The organism is Bacillus cereus group sp. RP43, assembly GCF_040459645.1.
Taxonomy (GTDB): Bacteria; Bacillota; Bacilli; order Bacillales; family Bacillaceae_G; genus Bacillus_A; species Bacillus_A mycoides_C.
In genome coordinates this window covers 438128-453823 of the sequence record NZ_JARVHQ010000001.1, presented here as the reverse complement: position 1 = coordinate 453823, position 15696 = coordinate 438128, and the positions used below count along the sequence as shown (strand labels likewise).

Below are 15696 nucleotides of genomic sequence, written 5' to 3'. Positions count from 1 at the left end.
CTGTTTCATTGTACTTATAGTGAAAAAAAGAGAATAGGTGGTTTTTTTGTAGTATCTTGTCGAATTGTTGAGAAATTTAAACGGATAAACTGCGAATTTTGAATTTCTCATTTTCATTTGACTATTGATAAATAAAGATAATTTGTGCTCAGCCCTTTAAACATAATAAAAAGGCACTTTCAAAAGTACCTTTCAAATTTGCTAAAATCAGACATCTTTATATCTTTATATAATGATTTTGAGTATAACTACTATTACTTATTCTTCTCCTTTATCTCCATCAACAACTCAATAATCTTCTCATTTTGCTCCACTTGTTTCTCTGAATTTTGATAGATGAAACGAATCCATCTAAATACAAAAATAATAAGAAATAATGGGACTAAAGAAATTAGAAAACCAATAATTGAAAAATTAGACTCCATATGCTATCACCTCGCTATATACTCCCTTCTCCATTTTTCTACTAACCCCTGCAATTTTTTACAAATAAAGAAGAACCTATCATAAGATAGATTCTTCTTTCGCAAACTGATTCGAACGACCTCTCGTAATTGAGAAAATCGCACAAAGCAGTGCCAATATAATAAAAACGCCGCCTACCCAAGCGTTATATATAACAGATGATTTTTCAATAACAACTCCGCCTACTGTTGAACCGAGCGCAATTCCTAAATGAAGTGCAGAGTTATTTAAACCTTGCTGAATACCAGCTGATTCTGGTGCAATTTCAATTAAATAGTTTTGCTGTGCTGGCGAAATCGCCCAGCTCAGCATACTCCAAAGCCCCATCATAATAATGAAGAGCGGGAATGAAAATGTCATCATCGGCAACATAAAGATTGCACATGCAAATACGATAATGATGGAAATAATACTTTTCTTCGATCCCCATTTATCAGCAAGCCAGCCGCCAAGGCCACCTCCAAGTACCGCCGCAATTCCGAAAATGAAGTAAAACACACTAATCCAATTTGCTTCAACATGCATCACATCTTTTAAAAACGGTGTTAAATATGCGTATAGCGTTAAATGACCTGTTAAAAATAAAAATGATGTTAACTGTGCACTTACAATTTTTTTATCCTTTAACGTAGCAATTTGTTCTCTTATTGATAATACCGATGTCGGTGGTACTTTCGTTAAGAATAATGAAATACAAGCAATCGCCATAACCGTTAATATTGAAATTAATACAAATGGTGCACGCCATCCATATGCATTTCCGAGCACAAGACCGAGCGGTACTCCAAGTACGAGTGATCCACTAATACCCATGAAAATGATTCCAATTGCACGCGCACGAAAATGGGGCTCTACTACACTAGAAGCAAGTGTTACCGATAGTGCAATAATAAGCGATCCACTCGCTGCACAAATTACTCTCGAGAACATTAACATCCCGTAATTCACACTAAATGCCGAAATGATATTTCCAATTAAGAAAATTGATAATGCCACAACATACAATTTCTTTCTTTCAAACTTGCCTGTTAATGCTAATAAAACTGGCCCTGATAGAGCGAATACTACTGAAAATATTGTAATAAGCTGACCAGCTGCACTAATCGACACACCTAAATCATTGGCAACTAAATCAAGCGTTCCTCCTATAATTAGCTCAACCGTTCCGACTACGAAAGCCGCAATAGCTAAAATATATACACGAAAATTCAAGTCTTCCCCCACACTTTCTCTTTTGGTTACTACCATTATAGTAACCAAAAAAGAAAGTGTAAGCAAGTACAATTTTTTTACAGCGAAAAAAGCAGGCGTATTATACGCCTGCCCTTCAATCATTAAACTCCAGTTTCTTTCTTCTTATTTAAGTACCAATACACTGGAAGTCCTGTAAATACCATTCCAATCGATAAGAAACAACTTACCGGATCGTTAATAATCGCACTTCCAAGTACAAACAATGACCCTAAAATCGCAACGATTGGTACAATCGGGAATAACGGTACACTATATGCACGCTCTTTATCCTTGTTACGTCTTCGTAAAATGAAGACACCAATAAACGTCATTACGTAGAAAATATAAATAATGAATACGGAAATCTCAGATAGCTTATTCGGATCACTAATAAGCATTAAAATAATTCCTAAAATGATTTCAACAGTAATTGCATTTGCTGGTGTTTTAAATCTCGAATTTTCTTTTGCAATAAACTTAGAAAACGGAAGGTGTCCACGCTCTGCCATCGACATCGGAATACGCGGGAACGTTAAAATCTTTCCATTTAAACAGCCGAAAATAGAAATGATAATACCGATACTAATAATTTTTCCACCATATTCTCCAAGTAGCATGCCCGCAGCTGTCGCTGTTGCATTTTCTCCAAGGTCTACGATTTTCGCTGCTGGTAATACATTTAATAACGCTAAGTTAATTAACACGTAAGCAGCCGTTACAATTAAAATCCCAACCGTCATTGCTTTCGGTAATAACTTTGTTGGGTTCTTCATTTCTCCGCCAATAGAAGCGAGTAAAATCCAACCATCATACGCAAATAAAGTTGCCAAAATTGCCATCCCGATGCTTTGATTTTCTGATATCGGTACAACTACGTTGAAGATATCACTATTCCCTTTCCAAAATCCTAACACAACAATTAATATAATCGGAATCATCTTCCCAACTGTCGTAACCGTTTGGACGATACCTCCATATTTTGTTCCCATACTATTTACAACGCCAAGGAACACAACTGTTCCTATTGCGATTGGTAAATTCCATACTTTATCTAAATAGAAAAAATTAATCATTAAAGAACTAAAGTACAAACCTAATGTTCCAATAATAGCTGGTCCATAAACAATTGTTTGCATCCAGCCAGATAAATACCCCCAAAAACTTCCGTAGATCTCCTCTAAATACGTATACAACCCACCATTTTTCGGAATTTGCGCTCCAATTTCGGCTACTGTTAAACCACTTGCTAGCGTCAACAGACCACCAATTACCCAAGCAAGAATAGCCATATTAGAACTCCCTGAGTAATCTAATACGCTCCCTGGTTTCATAAACACACCAGACCCAATAATAGTTCCTACTACGATAGAAAGTGCAACTGTTAAACCAATTTTGTTTTTCTCATCATGATGCATGCTGCGTATCCTCCTTCCAATTCTAGTGTGATGCAAAAATGAAATAAAAAAACACTCCTCCCTAAAAAGGGACGAGTGTTGTATTCGTGGTTCCACCCTTGTTTCAATTAGTAAAGTGACACACTTCACCAATTTCTCAAGTCTAAATAACGGTTTTTGCCGGCAAGCAATTACTAGATATCCGTTCACTGCTGCAGTTCAGAGGTGGTAATCGATTTTCCCGTATTAGGAAGCTCACAGCCAAAGGCTTCCTTCTCTGAGAATCGTAAAAAATTGATCATGTCCTCATCATCACTTCTTGATGTCGAATTTTGTAGTTATTGTTCATTATATTGAATTGTTAGAAAAAATCAATATATTTTTTATATAACATAAGAAATATTTGTCTCCTTATATTATAACAGAAGTTACCATATTTCTCTAATTTGCTCTCTCGTGAACAACGTAAGATGATAAATGAAATTATATCGACTTCCCAGCAAAAAACGACAACGATAGCAATCTAAATAATAAAAGGAGGCTTTTCCAAAGAAAGCCTCCTCGCACACGTACCTTTCGGTTGCCCACACGAAAGATACGGCATAGTTCAATTATTTATCTTCATTTTTCATAAAAAATTTATGATGCGGAAGATCAACATTCAATTCCGCTAATTGTTTCTTTTCATTTTCTAGAATTGCTTTCGCTTTTTCTTTTGTCGCTTCATCTAGATTCGCGAATATATCTTCATGCTTCTCTTTCTCTGGTAGGTTTACTCCTAACTCTTTCAATTTCTCCTTCACTTGCTCACGTGTTAATGTTCCGGATTTTTCTTGGTCAAAAATTGACTTTGCTTTTTCTTTCGCCTGATCATCTAAGTCAGCAAGCATATCTTTACGCTTACCCTTCTCTGGAAGATTTACGCCCAACTCTTTCAATTTCTCTTTCACTTGCTCACGTGTTAATGTGCCAGACTTTTCTTGCTCTAAAATCGACTTCGCTTTTTCTTTCGTCGCTTCATCTAGGTTCGCGAACATTTCCTTATGCTTACCCTTCTCTGGGAATTTCACACCTAGTTTTGTTAATTCCTCTTTTGCTTGCTCACGTGTTAATTTTCCAGATTTCTCTTGTTCTAAAATCGACTTTGCTTTTTCTTTCGCCTGATCATCTAGTCCTGCAAACATTTCCTTGTGCTTACCCTTCTCTGGGAATTTCACACCTAATCCCTCTAACTGTTTCTTTGTATCATCCATAATCGTTTTTACTTTTTGTTTTGTAGCGGCATCTAAATCCTTTTTCACCGTTTTTGTAGGCTGTTCAGCTGCTGGAGTATTCGTTGCCGCGAATGCCGGAATACCGACTCCTCCAATGATTCCAAATGATAAAGCACCTGCAATCGCTAAATACCCAACTGTTTTCTTCTTCATAGGAAATTTCCTCCTTCACATTTCTAAAGCATGTACACTTTCGTATACAATGCCTATAGTAATGTTGATTTCTTAAAATTTCCTTAACGACTTAACAAAAAAACACCGCTCATCACGAGCGGCGTTTTTCTAAGCTTTTTGTAATTGTAATTCTTCACGTTCCATTATTTTTCTTAATACAATTGTTTGTGTCATTGTAAATAGGTTACCTGTAATCCAGTACAGTACAAGTCCTGATGGTGCCGCAAATCCCATAAATAAAATCATTGCAGGCATCATAATTTGCTGTATTTTTAGCATCTGTACTTGCTCTCCAGGCGTTATATTTGATTGGAACACCTTCATTTGAATAAATGTTGTTAACGCTGCGATAATCGGTAATATATGATATGGATCTGCATGTCCTAGGTTCACCCATAAAAATGAAGATGTACGAATCTCTTCAGTTCGGCTAATCGCATAATACAAAGCAGAGAAAATCGGCATTTGTATAAAGATTGGCCAGCACCCAGCTAACGGATTCCAACCGCCTGATTTCATTAGTTCTGACATTTCTTTTTGATACTGCTTTTGTTTTTCAAGATCTTTACCCACATCACCGTATTTCTGTTTCAGCTTCTGTAATTCAGGTTGCATTTTTTTCATTTTCGCTTGGCTACGATATTGTGAAACAGCTAATGGAATCATTGCTGAACGAATAACGAGCGTCATGATAATGATGGCAATTCCGAAGCTAGCTCCAGGTATATGATGAGCAACAAATTGAATCATAAATGAGATTGGATATACGAAATAATGGTTCCAAATTCCCGTACTATGTGAATCAATTGTACCTGCATTACTGCAGCCAGATAAAACAAAAACAAGTAATAATGATAAACTAATGAGCCTAGCTCGGTATGATTTTAACATGTTCATTCCTCCAATGTTTCGTAATTAATTAGCGAAACATTGGTGTATACGGACCTACCTCGTCACTCTCTCCGCTCGATTCTTGTCTACGGACAGAACGAATCATTCCATATTTATAAAAAATAGAGAAAAGCGGTACATTTCCTATACCCTCTTCACACGTATCAACTAGTTTAAAAGCTCTCTGTCTACCACTCGATGCTTGCTGACGTACAAAGCGAGAAACGTTAGCAAGAAAAAAGACTTCTAATACACAAAGCGCTGTCGTTACAAACGATATATATAGAATTGCATCCTGCAATAAAAATTCCATCGTTTCACATCCTTAATAAAGTCATTTTAGCACATTCAACAAACATTCTCTATTTCCTTTTATTTTCAAAAAAGAATTTTGCATATTTTCTCAAAAAATTATGTTAGAAAACCAATGTATTCGCTTTCTTTAGTATATTCACACGTATCTTTGAATAGGTTTAATTTGTTAGAAATTTATAAAATTTTTGCATTATAATAAAACTATTGCCAGTTTTTGAAAAAACCTTTATTCTCTTCTTGTAATCAAAAATGAATATGGAGATGAAACATACTATGGGTCAACTAGGAGACGCCGATTACGTTCCCGACACCGCCTTTTTATCCTTCCCAGCAGCTAAAACATTTCATTTAGAATTCATCATACAGTTAGTTGTTATTTTTATAGCTTCTATTTTGTATGCAATTTCTATGAATATGTTTTTTATCCCGCATAATATGATTAGCGGTGGGTTCGCTGGTGTAGGGATGATTATCGGTTATTTAATGCACTACAATATCGGAGCACTTATCTTTTTACTAAACATTCCGCTTCTTATTTTAAGTCACTTTTACTTAGGTAAGAAGACAACCTTTTTAACGGCATACTTTGTGGCTGTATCATCTTTAGCGATGAACATTATCCCAGTACACCAAGTTTCAGATGATATTTTACTGTCTTCTGTATTCGGTGGTGTCATCTGCGGTGCTGCCTCAGGAATCATATTCCGATTTGCTTCTTCAACAGGTGGTTTTGATGTTGTTGGATTGATTGTAGCGAAACATCGCGATGTTTCAATTGGAGCAATCATCTTTGGATTCAACTTAATCTTACTTGTTGCAGCAGGATTTATTTTCGGATGGGATATTACACTTTATACGTTAATTAGTCGGTTTGTAGTCAGCAAAGTAATTGATGCCGTGCATACAAAACATATTAAATTAACGATAATGACAATTACAGAAAAAGGTGAGGAAATAAAAAGCTCACTATTACATCACGGCATACGTGGCGTAACAATGGTAGATGCTGTCGGCGGCTATACAAACCATAAGAAAAAAATGATTTACACTGTCGTAACTCGCTACGAGTTGGGCGAAATGAAACGTATTATCCGCCAAGTGGATAATAAAGCATTTATGAACATTACTGAAACAGTTGAAATTGTCGGCCGTTTCAAACGTATATAAAAAAGCGCAAGGAACTACAATTCCTTGCGCTTTTTATTTTTTACACTTATTACAAAATCAGATAATTCTATTATTGTATCACTAAATATGTTATAATAAAATCAGACTTACAAAAAAGAGTATATAGACTTGGAAGTTTCTCTTATTTTTATAAGCAAAAAGAAACGAGCAGTCGGGTATATTTCAGACACCCTACACGTAACGGTTTTAAAAAAACCGATCATCTTAGTTATTCTTCATTGATCTTTTTATAAAAAGATACGTACAACTAAAATTCACTTCAATATACTATACCTACCTTTTTGACTTCCAAATCATCTTATTACATAAGGAGATGAACATATGAATCAATATATACGATACACACTAGCTGTCCTATTTGCCATCGTCGGCGGTGCAATCTGTTTCTGGACAAACACTGAGCTTGGGGAGAATATCATTTTTAATGGAATCGAAACACTTGTAAGCGCTTCAATTTTAGGCGGATACATTTTCTTCCTCTTCAATCCAGAAGAAAATGCTCAAAAAACAATGTTATTAACAATGATCGGAATCGTTGGTGGATGTATTTCCTACTCAATGACAAACTATACATTACCACTTCAATTAAGCTCAGCTTTCTTCCACGGTCTATGGACTTGGTTTATCGCATTCTGCCTAGCAGACGTATTCAACCTACTACAAGACCACGAAGAAGAGAATGGTCAACAAATTGAAAGCAATTCTTAAGCTGGAAGAGTATCTTCCAGCTTTTTTTTGCTATTCTCTCTGTGCATACCCCAGTTAGTATTCATTTAAATATATCAACGATTTTGTAAATATATCGATCGTTTCTCCACTTATATCAACGATTTTTTCATTATATCAACGTTTCGACACAGTATATCGATTTACCAACATCCTTCGACACTCAAAAAGCACAACACACCCTATCCCCCAAGCAACTTACTACCGAACTCCACGATTAAAAAGATAACTACAAGAATCGCAAGTATCTTCAATGCTACATACGTCACTTTAAAAATTACATAAATGAGCAAGACTAACAAAATAATCGCTAAAATTTCCATATATAATTCCTCCAAGCTTTGCTCTTCTTACCTCATTTTACTCGCCCCGAACTTTTTATGGAACAGCAGAAGATTACAAATAGAAAAGAGGATACCTCACCCATCGTAAGATACCCTCTCCTTCAACCGCTCAAACCATTCTCTCTCCAGTTGTAAATATCCCAATTCACTCTTCTCAGCGGTCTTCAACTCTTTATCTGCTTTCTTCATATAAATATGGAATGCTTCTATGTCTTGCTCTAAATATTTGATAATTCCTTGTGCGCGGTAATACCCATGTAAGTCTAGCCTTGTAATGGCCTTTGCATGATTCTTCGCTTCTTGCAGAGAAAGACTTTCCTTTTGATACAGTACTCTATATAAAAGATACCAACTATGAAAACTACCAACAAAATATTTATTTTCTTTCGTCACGGGTAATTGTACAGTTCGTTCTAAATAAGATATCCCTTTTTCCATTCCCTCTTGATCAGCTCGGGCATAAAAGACGAGCATAAGTCCACTCATTATCTCACTTATACTTTTATCCTCTTTTAATTTTTCCTCACTAATTTCTATTAATCTCTCATCCCAATCTTCCGGTCTTTTGTAACTAAATAACTCACTCGATACTTGAATCGTGTATAAATGCTCTCTAGCCTTTTCATCATCTTTAATTAAAATGAGAAATTGCATGCCATCGCTTAGTAGCGTTCCCTTTATTGGAATTGCTGTGACGACAAAGATTGCAAGATGTAACACTGAAAAGTATAAAAGCATGTGGTAATAACTCACCATATATATGTAACCTGATACAATGCCAAATACGAAACTCGTTAATGGTCCACTTAAAGTCATCCATGCCCATTTTCTTGAAATGTTCGGTGTATGTGTGGAAGGCGGCACTAACATTGCAACGCCACCAACATACATCCATATTTTATTTTCTCGAATTCGTATTTTCCCCTTTTCTTTTTGAACAGTAATAGGCCCTACTGTCATAAACTTAAATTTCAAACCGACTATCAAACCACATATTACATGCCCTAATTCATGAATAGCTAACACTAGCAATGCAATCCCGAAAAACGCCCATATTTCTATAATTTGCTGTACTTTTTCTATTCGAATGAATCCATATAAAGCGGAGCAAACGAAGGCAACGAATAATGAAAAAGCAGGTCTTCTTAAAATGTCCACCGTTTCTCTCCCCTTAATAAATCATCTTTTTATGCATTTCATACATATATGTTCCAACATGTAATACCCAAACAAACGAAATCATAATGACCATAAAGAAATCTTTTCCATATAAAAGTGCATACGCAATCGCTACAAACCATGCACAAACAAGAGTCATGTTTGTATATTGATACGCTTTATATCCTGCTTCATGGACGATATACTTTTGCCCTTCATCTGCATTCTTTGCCCACATTTCCATTGACTGAGAATACGTGACACTCTGTTCTGGATAGAGAGTGTTATACCTTTTCTTCATTGCAAATCCTAACCAAGTTATAGCAATAAAGCATACTGCGGATGCCAATGTACTTACACTCACAAAGAATAAGTTCCCTTCAACTATATACGTTTGGTAAAAAGAAATAATCGAGCAAACAAACCATGATGGAATAACAATTTCCATTACTCGAAGATAAATAAGTGCTATTCCTAATTTTCGTCCCTTAACATTCTCTTCTTCATCTTTCGTTTGTGCGAGCGCTCTTGTACGCTTCCAAATATAATATATAGCTATTGCGCCAAATACACTCATCATAACAATGCTAATAACGGGAGATATTTTGCTAGTATCCTCTGTTGCAATATCTCCTACTGCATACCCTATAAACCCGCCAAATACTGCTCCTACTAACAGTTTAAATATAGCTGCCATTTTCCTCTTCGCCTTACTCTCCATCTTCCTCTTCCCCCTCCACTAACATAAATATTTCCTCCACTGGCACTCCAAAAATTTGTGCAATTTTTAGCGATAACACAATAGACGGTGCATAATCCCCCCGCTCAATTAAGCTAATGGTTTGCCGTGATGAGCCGATCGCTTTACCTAAATCCCCTTGTGATACACGATGCTTTGCTCTAAGTTCCCTCACTCGATTTTGAAGCTTCATGTTTTACCTCTTTTTCATTTATTTAATTAAAATTGTAAATAATATCCTTCGTATTGTCAATTATCATTGTCATTTTGACGTGGATACATGTCAAAAATGCATATATATTATACTAGACATAACGTATATAATAATTTTTAAGAACTACATAATTGAGGTGTCTAATGGATAAAAAAACGGTCTTTCCTTACGCTCTTATTAAATTTTCAGCGGCCTGTTCTCTCTTTTTTTCTTTTTTATTATTTTTCTTTATAGGAAGTGATATGAATTTCTTTAAAACTTCCGCATACTTAACTGGATTTTTATATAATTCTTGGTTTTACCTTCTTTTCTTCTACGCGATTTTATGCTCGCTTGTAATTGACAAATTAAATTCAAAACATAATAGCACGCCAAGAAAAGTTTTGCTTTATATTCTATCTGGTTACTTATTCTTTCTTCCATTTCATATATACAATGGAGGAGATATTATTCTAACTTTCATAATTGGATCTGTAGGGGCAATTTGTTCACTTTTCTTTTATTTATGTACATGTATAGCAAATAAATCAAAATGGTTTCGATATATGACCGCTATTATCATTCCTATTTTATTCATTGCAATATGCTCTATTGATTTTACCCAAAAAGAACAATGGGTTGAGCACAGTACAAAAAATACATTTGAGGCGGATTTCTCATATTTTAACGGCACACATAAAATACCCGTTTATGTAAAAAAGGGAAAAACACTTGAAGTTAACGTAAACTTCCTTATTACTGAAAATAGCGCCTACCAAGGTTATAGCACTTACTTTTCTAGTGAATTTAATAAATATGAACCTATGTCCATACTAAGCAATGATACGTACGAACTTTCACCTAGTAAAACAGGAACATATTATATAGTAGTGACCGGTTACGGTATCAAGGGAAAGATAAAAGCAAACTGGAAAATACAATAAAAAAGGCAGTGCTTTTGCACTGCCTCCCTAAAATCTGACATAGAATGGATTCCATATTAACTTGCGTTTTGTAATAATACTCGTTTTAGTTGTTTGCGGAAACGAATACCTAACGTAATTGCTACAATGACAATGGCTCCGAAAATGATTTTACCGATATGATCTTCCAGTAATCCGAAAATATCATGTAAGTTACCACCTAACCAGTAGCCACCAATTAAGAAGAACGATACCCAGAATAAAGCACCTGAATAAATTGTAATCGCAAAACGGCGAAACGGTAAGTTAATGATACCTGCAAAGTATCCTGTAAAATGACGTACACCAGGAATGAAGAAACCGATAAAGATTAGAAAATATCCATACTTATCGAACCACATTCTCGTTAAATCAATTTTTTTTTGTGTTAAAAATACGTACTTACCGTATTTTTGAACAAAAGGCATACCAAGCTTATTCCCTAAAAAGTATTGAATCGTCATTCCTACACTTGTCCCAATAAAGGATAGGATAATTAAAATAGGTAAACTTAGATCACCCTTCTGTGCTAAAAATCCCGCATATGCTAATGTTGGCTCTCCCGGAAACGGAAGCGCAATATATTCTAACAGCAAGCCTACAAGCACTACATAATACCCGTATTGCTGAAATAATTCATGAACCCATTCCATGTCATCTCTCCTTTCAATCACGTACAACTTCTTACTATTATTGTATAAAAAAATTGTCGAAATAACTATCACAATAGCTTACATTTTTATTACATTTTTGTAAGACTCATGCTAAAGTTTTCTGTTCTTTATTTAATTATATAAGTTATCGTTTTAAAACGGGATGACACCTATCTATTACAATGGCTAGAGTCATTAATATACAAATTTCATCCAGTTTTCAGCACTCGGAAATCGCCTCATTTTGTTCTCTATAAAAAACCATAACAAACTCATACTAACTTCATATTAGCTTCATATATGTATTGTAAGATTATATCGGAATTTGTTGAAAAGTTTAACTACTATATTACCTAAACATTAAATTGAATAAATATAAATCGTTTTCCGAAATTGAAAAAAGGGAGAATAAGAATGGAAGCTTATAAAATGCATGATTTTATTAATACAAATGTTGAGTCTCATCCAAATGAAACGATTTTTACTTTACACATATGTGAAACAAATGAATTTGACGTAAGTTTAACAAAATCCACAACGCTATCTTTTGTCGTTTCTAAAAAGAATATTAAAATTGTCACGAAAAAATGGACTAACTCTAATCATGAAAGCATGATCGGAAAAAGTTATATCATTCCAACTAAAGCGTTTCATTATTTCTTGCCAATCATTTCTGAAACAGAAGATGAAATGAACATTCAAGTACAGAGCTTCGGACTACACGGCGAGCTTTTACTAAATGAAAGACTGCTCATTGATAAAAACAACAAACATAATACGAAAATCACCACTTTTTGTGAATCACTAAATGAAAACGTACATCAAGCATTACGAGGATTACAAATTCATTGTATGTAATACTACTAAAATAGTAAAAGGAGAATATCAATGAAAAAATTACTAGTAACTATCATGTTATCGTTAGTTTTTTTAACTGTTCCATATATGTCTGTGGAAGCGGCTTCAAATAACGAACAACTTATCGTTGACACGAAATTAAATAAAATGGATTTCTATCAAAATGGAAAGCTTATAAAAAGCTTCACTGTCGCTACTGGCAAAACAGCAACACCTACACCGAAAGGTACTTTTCAAGTGGTAAATAAAATTAAAAACCGTCCTTATTATACAGGACATATTAAAGGCGGCGATCCACGTAATCCACTTGGTGACCGTTGGCTCGGATTAAATATGGCAGGAACATACGGAACAACGTATGCGATTCATGGGACTAACAATAATCAAGCGATTGGCAAAGCTACAACACTTGGCTGTATTCGCATGTATAACAATGATATACATTGGTTATTTGAACGTATTCACCAACGTGCCACTGTCACTGTAAAATAACCTATGAACAAGATTTACATGTAGCCAAGAATTTTATATCTTGGCTTATTTTATTTATTCATTTACAGTAGCTAAACAACTCTACTTGCATATATAATGAAAGTAGACTGCACTAAATAGCATAAAAACATTAATAAACATAGATATTAAAATTATACAGTTATAATATTTTATAAATTTTACATTGCATACTATAATAGAACTACTGTGATCCTGAAATATTCAGTCCAATAAACAATTCCCCTTGCTACTTTTATGATTATTTTATAGCGGGGGCTTATTATATGTATATACAACTTGAGTCATCCAAAAAATGATGAATTCGAATATTGCAGTAAAAAGCGTTATTTAGGAGGTGTTACTATGACGCATATACTGGTGATTGAAGACAACCCAGATATACAAGAACTTATTCGTGAATTTTTAACTGCCCAAAATTTTACTGTTGATGTGGTTGGCGCTGGAACAGAGGGTATTCTTCTTTTCCAAAAAAATTCATACGACCTTGTCCTCCTTGATGTAATGTTACCAGATATAGATGGTTATAGTATTTGTAAAATTATGCGTGGACAGTCTGATGTACCAATCATTATGTTAACAGGCTTACATAATGAAGAGAGTGAAATTAAAGGGTTTGAGTTGGGCGTTGATGACTATATTACGAAACCGTTCCATTACACGGTATTTATTAAACGCGTAGAAGCTGTATTAAGAAGGACAACAACGAAGGAAGCCGAAACTGCAACTATACTACAATTCCATGAATTGATGTTAAATTCTACAGCATATGCAGCTTATGTTCATGGTAATCAAATTGAACTAACAACTAAAGAATTTGAGATTATATATACGTTGTTACAAAATCGAGGAAAAGTATTATCAAGAAGTGATTTGTTAAATAAGGTATGGGGCTATGAACATTATGGTGATGTAAGAGTTATAGATACACATATTAAAAATTTAAGGAAAAAATTAGGAATTACTTATATTAAAACGGTGAAAGGCATTGGCTACAAAATCGAAGCATAGCAAGGATAACATCACCAAAAATATTTTCATCAAAACCCTATTGTTTTGTGTTCTTTTATCAATTTGTCTTTATCAAATCATTTATTTTCTAGCTTTAAACTATGATAAAGGGCGTTATGCGAAAAACCCTGAAACTCAAACTGCGGAACATGCGGATTCAGTTACAAAAAACGAACAAAATAAAAGAGAACAGAGTAAAGTTTTTTCAGAGGGTAGTATCTCAAATTTCCAGTCATCTATTATAGATTTCAAAACACTCTCTACGGCTATTAATCATCTTTTGCAACCTAGCCAAACTACAAAAGCAAAAGAAAATGTAGCAAATCTTTCGGAGAAAAGTAACAAAAGTGAATTACATACTAAAGCAGAACAAACAGCGGCTAACACTGATTCCTTACATACACAAAATGCAGCAAAGAAAACAAACGAAACACACGATAATCCAAGTTTAGCAGAGATAATGCAACAATTAGCTCCAAATATTGGTGCAACAATGCTTGCATTATCTCTGCTCGGTTCTTTAGTTTATACCAAACTAATTGCCAAACCTTTTCAATATATGAGTGATACTTTAAAAGATATTATAAATCTGGACTTTTCAGATCAGCAATCACCTAACAAAAATACAGATCAAACAGATTTTAATTTGCAAGTAGCGGCTTCACAAGTCCCAACCATTGTGAAGAATCTACACGAAACAAATAAAGATTTACGAAATGAGCTTAAGAAAGAACAACAATTAGAACAATCTCGCAAAGAATTTATGTCTATGGTATCCCATGAATTAAAAACACCTATCGCAGCCGTTATGGGACAACTAGATGGTATGATTCACGGAATCGGTGCTTACAAAGATAGAGATAAATACTTAAAACGTTCCTACGAGATGATGCAGGATATTAACGTATTAACGGAAGAGATGTCAGAATTATCCAAAATGCAAAACCCTCAATTCAAACCGAATTTAGAAGTTATTTCACTATCTAACATCATTGAGGACGTTATGAAGAAAGTAGATTATTTTATATCTGTAAAGCAATTAAATGTTCAATCTAATATTAAACAAGACGTACAAATTTTAGCTGATTCTAAATTTATTCAAACTGCTATTTTTAACATTATTTCAAATGCAATTCATTATACAATCGATCATCAGCATGTATATATAAAGCTTTATGAAAAACCGAACGGTTACGCATTAGAGGTATTAAATACAGGTTCACAAATTGATGAGGACAAACTCGCTCATTTATTTGAGCCTTTCTATCGCGCTAATCCTGGAAACAACGGTTTAGTACAAGGTAGCGGTCTTGGATTATATATTGTAAAACAAATACTAGATAAACATCAGTTTCCTTATGGAATACAAAACACACCTCAAGGTGTAAAATGCTCAATTGTCTTTCCAAAAGCAATGTAAACTACTACTATAATTTCATACCCCAAACTCATACTTCGTATGAGTGGCGGAATTTTGTAGAGTCTCTGACTCTGTTTCGTTCGCCCGTTGTCCTTATTAGGATAACGGGCGTTTTTTATTTATCCCGCTATTTGTGGGCAGTAAAACTCCCACCTCAAAATTCGGCTGGAGCAAAGAAGTTAGGTGGG

The 15696-nt window shown here is 34.6% G+C and carries 18 protein-coding genes and 1 other annotated feature; of the genes, 7 read left to right on the top strand and 11 right to left on the bottom strand.

Going from position 1 to position 15696, the window contains the following annotated elements; translation table 11 throughout:
• Positions 1-254 precede the first annotated feature (254 nt).
• The 6 genes from QCI75_RS02240 to QCI75_RS02215 form a co-directional block, all read right to left on the bottom strand.
• Positions 255-425 (bottom strand): hypothetical protein, encoded by a 171-nt coding sequence (locus QCI75_RS02240; RefSeq protein ID WP_186320896.1) that lies wholly within the window; start codon positions 423-425, stop codon positions 255-257.
• Positions 426-504: 79 nt separating this feature from the next.
• A complete protein-coding gene (locus tag QCI75_RS02235; protein WP_353759924.1) occupies positions 505-1800 on the bottom strand; it encodes an MFS transporter in 1296 nt (431 codons plus the stop codon).
• A complete protein-coding gene (locus tag QCI75_RS02230; protein ID WP_098780131.1) occupies positions 1800-3113 on the bottom strand; it encodes an APC family permease in 1314 nt (437 codons plus the stop codon). Before QCI75_RS02230 ends, QCI75_RS02235 begins: the two co-directional genes overlap by 1 nt.
• Before the next feature lie 64 nt (positions 3114-3177).
• Positions 3178-3414: a binding site (T-box leader), on the bottom strand.
• A 289-nt stretch (positions 3415-3703) separates the two neighbouring features.
• Positions 3704-4519 (bottom strand): hypothetical protein, encoded by an 816-nt coding sequence (locus QCI75_RS02225; RefSeq protein ID WP_144506509.1) that lies wholly within the window; start codon positions 4517-4519, stop codon positions 3704-3706.
• 129 nt (positions 4520-4648) lie between these two features.
• On the bottom strand, positions 4649-5431 hold the full coding sequence (gene yidC / locus QCI75_RS02220; protein WP_144506508.1) for a membrane protein insertase YidC: 783 nt from the start codon (positions 5429-5431) through the stop codon (positions 4649-4651).
• Between the two features lie 28 nt (positions 5432-5459).
• Positions 5460-5744 carry a hypothetical protein gene (locus tag QCI75_RS02215; RefSeq protein WP_000394940.1) on the bottom strand — a complete coding sequence of 95 codons (285 nt, stop codon included), beginning with the start codon at positions 5742-5744 and terminating at the stop codon, positions 5460-5462.
• 275 nt (positions 5745-6019) lie between these two features.
• Between QCI75_RS02215 and QCI75_RS02210 the strand changes: the two genes are divergently transcribed.
• Together QCI75_RS02210 and QCI75_RS02205 are read left to right on the top strand one after the other, a co-directional pair.
• On the top strand, positions 6020-6913 hold the full coding sequence (locus QCI75_RS02210) for a YitT family protein (RefSeq protein WP_000530031.1): 894 nt from the start codon (positions 6020-6022) through the stop codon (positions 6911-6913).
• 342 nt (positions 6914-7255) lie between these two features.
• Positions 7256-7642: a DUF3938 domain-containing protein gene (locus QCI75_RS02205; RefSeq protein ID WP_002112709.1), complete on the top strand. Its 387-nt coding sequence runs from the start codon at positions 7256-7258 to the stop codon at positions 7640-7642.
• Positions 7643-7842: 200 nt separating this feature from the next.
• Here QCI75_RS02205 and QCI75_RS02200 read toward each other — a convergent pair whose 3' ends face one another.
• From QCI75_RS02200 to QCI75_RS02185, 4 genes are all read right to left on the bottom strand, one after another.
• Positions 7843-7983, bottom strand: coding sequence for a DUF3985 family protein (locus QCI75_RS02200; RefSeq protein WP_144506507.1), 141 nt, complete (start codon positions 7981-7983; stop codon positions 7843-7845).
• 96 nt (positions 7984-8079) lie between these two features.
• A complete protein-coding gene (locus QCI75_RS02195) occupies positions 8080-9162 on the bottom strand; it encodes a M50 family metallopeptidase (RefSeq protein ID WP_144506506.1) in 1083 nt (360 codons plus the stop codon).
• 13 nt (positions 9163-9175) lie between these two features.
• Positions 9176-9883 carry a DUF3169 family protein gene (locus QCI75_RS02190; protein ID WP_353759923.1) on the bottom strand — a complete coding sequence of 236 codons (708 nt, stop codon included), beginning with the start codon at positions 9881-9883 and terminating at the stop codon, positions 9176-9178.
• Complete coding sequence (locus QCI75_RS02185; RefSeq protein WP_144506504.1) at positions 9873-10094, bottom strand: helix-turn-helix transcriptional regulator; 222 nt, start codon at positions 10092-10094, stop codon at positions 9873-9875. The genes QCI75_RS02190 and QCI75_RS02185 overlap by 11 nt, the downstream gene beginning before the upstream one ends.
• A 566-nt stretch (positions 10095-10660) precedes the next feature.
• On the opposite strand from QCI75_RS02185, the gene QCI75_RS02180 reads away from it, so the two are divergent.
• Positions 10661-11038: a hypothetical protein gene (locus QCI75_RS02180; protein WP_235676357.1), complete on the top strand. Its 378-nt coding sequence runs from the start codon at positions 10661-10663 to the stop codon at positions 11036-11038.
• Positions 11039-11094: 56 nt separating this feature from the next.
• Here QCI75_RS02180 and QCI75_RS02175 read toward each other — a convergent pair whose 3' ends face one another.
• A complete protein-coding gene (locus tag QCI75_RS02175; RefSeq protein ID WP_144506502.1) occupies positions 11095-11709 on the bottom strand; it encodes a DedA family protein in 615 nt (204 codons plus the stop codon).
• Between the two features lie 414 nt (positions 11710-12123).
• Here QCI75_RS02175 and QCI75_RS02170 point away from each other — a divergent pair, with 414 nt between their 5' ends.
• From QCI75_RS02170 to QCI75_RS02155, 4 genes are all read left to right on the top strand, one after another.
• Positions 12124-12567 carry a DUF3978 family protein gene (locus QCI75_RS02170; protein ID WP_144506501.1) on the top strand — a complete coding sequence of 148 codons (444 nt, stop codon included), beginning with the start codon at positions 12124-12126 and terminating at the stop codon, positions 12565-12567.
• A 30-nt stretch (positions 12568-12597) separates the two neighbouring features.
• On the top strand, positions 12598-13059 hold the full coding sequence (locus QCI75_RS02165; RefSeq protein ID WP_144506500.1) for a L,D-transpeptidase: 462 nt from the start codon (positions 12598-12600) through the stop codon (positions 13057-13059).
• Between the two features lie 363 nt (positions 13060-13422).
• A complete protein-coding gene (locus QCI75_RS02160; RefSeq protein WP_002124171.1) occupies positions 13423-14088 on the top strand; it encodes a response regulator transcription factor in 666 nt (221 codons plus the stop codon).
• Positions 14066-15508, top strand: coding sequence for a sensor histidine kinase (locus QCI75_RS02155; RefSeq protein WP_353759922.1), 1443 nt, complete (start codon positions 14066-14068; stop codon positions 15506-15508). Before QCI75_RS02160 ends, QCI75_RS02155 begins: the two co-directional genes overlap by 23 nt.
• Positions 15509-15696 lie beyond the last annotated feature (188 nt).

Excerpts from the sequence above, each read along its gene's own strand:
- QCI75_RS02240 (WP_186320896.1), bottom strand. The coding sequence starts at position 425 with ATGGAGTCTAATTTTTCAATTATTGGTTTTCTAATTTCTTTAGTCCCA.
- QCI75_RS02235 (WP_353759924.1), bottom strand. The coding sequence starts at position 1,800 with ATGATTGAAGGGCAGGCGTATAATACGCCTGCTTTTTTCGCTGTAAAA.
- QCI75_RS02230 (WP_098780131.1), bottom strand. The coding sequence starts at position 3,113 with ATGCATCATGATGAGAAAAACAAAATTGGTTTAACAGTTGCACTTTCT.
- QCI75_RS02225 (WP_144506509.1), bottom strand. The coding sequence starts at position 4,519 with ATGAAGAAGAAAACAGTTGGGTATTTAGCGATTGCAGGTGCTTTATCA.
- yidC (WP_144506508.1), bottom strand. The coding sequence starts at position 5,431 with ATGTTAAAATCATACCGAGCTAGGCTCATTAGTTTATCATTATTACTT.
- QCI75_RS02215 (WP_000394940.1), bottom strand. The coding sequence starts at position 5,744 with ATGGAATTTTTATTGCAGGATGCAATTCTATATATATCGTTTGTAACG.
- QCI75_RS02210 (WP_000530031.1), top strand. The coding sequence starts at position 6,020 with ATGGGTCAACTAGGAGACGCCGATTACGTTCCCGACACCGCCTTTTTA.
- QCI75_RS02205 (WP_002112709.1), top strand. The coding sequence starts at position 7,256 with ATGAATCAATATATACGATACACACTAGCTGTCCTATTTGCCATCGTC.
- QCI75_RS02200 (WP_144506507.1), bottom strand. The coding sequence starts at position 7,983 with ATGGAAATTTTAGCGATTATTTTGTTAGTCTTGCTCATTTATGTAATT.
- QCI75_RS02190 (WP_353759923.1), bottom strand. The coding sequence starts at position 9,883 with ATGGAGAGTAAGGCGAAGAGGAAAATGGCAGCTATATTTAAACTGTTA.
- QCI75_RS02185 (WP_144506504.1), bottom strand. The coding sequence starts at position 10,094 with ATGAAGCTTCAAAATCGAGTGAGGGAACTTAGAGCAAAGCATCGTGTA.
- QCI75_RS02180 (WP_235676357.1), top strand. The coding sequence starts at position 10,661 with ATGACCGCTATTATCATTCCTATTTTATTCATTGCAATATGCTCTATT.
- QCI75_RS02175 (WP_144506502.1), bottom strand. The coding sequence starts at position 11,709 with ATGGAATGGGTTCATGAATTATTTCAGCAATACGGGTATTATGTAGTG.
- QCI75_RS02170 (WP_144506501.1), top strand. The coding sequence starts at position 12,124 with ATGGAAGCTTATAAAATGCATGATTTTATTAATACAAATGTTGAGTCT.
- QCI75_RS02165 (WP_144506500.1), top strand. The coding sequence starts at position 12,598 with ATGAAAAAATTACTAGTAACTATCATGTTATCGTTAGTTTTTTTAACT.
- QCI75_RS02160 (WP_002124171.1), top strand. The coding sequence starts at position 13,423 with ATGACGCATATACTGGTGATTGAAGACAACCCAGATATACAAGAACTT.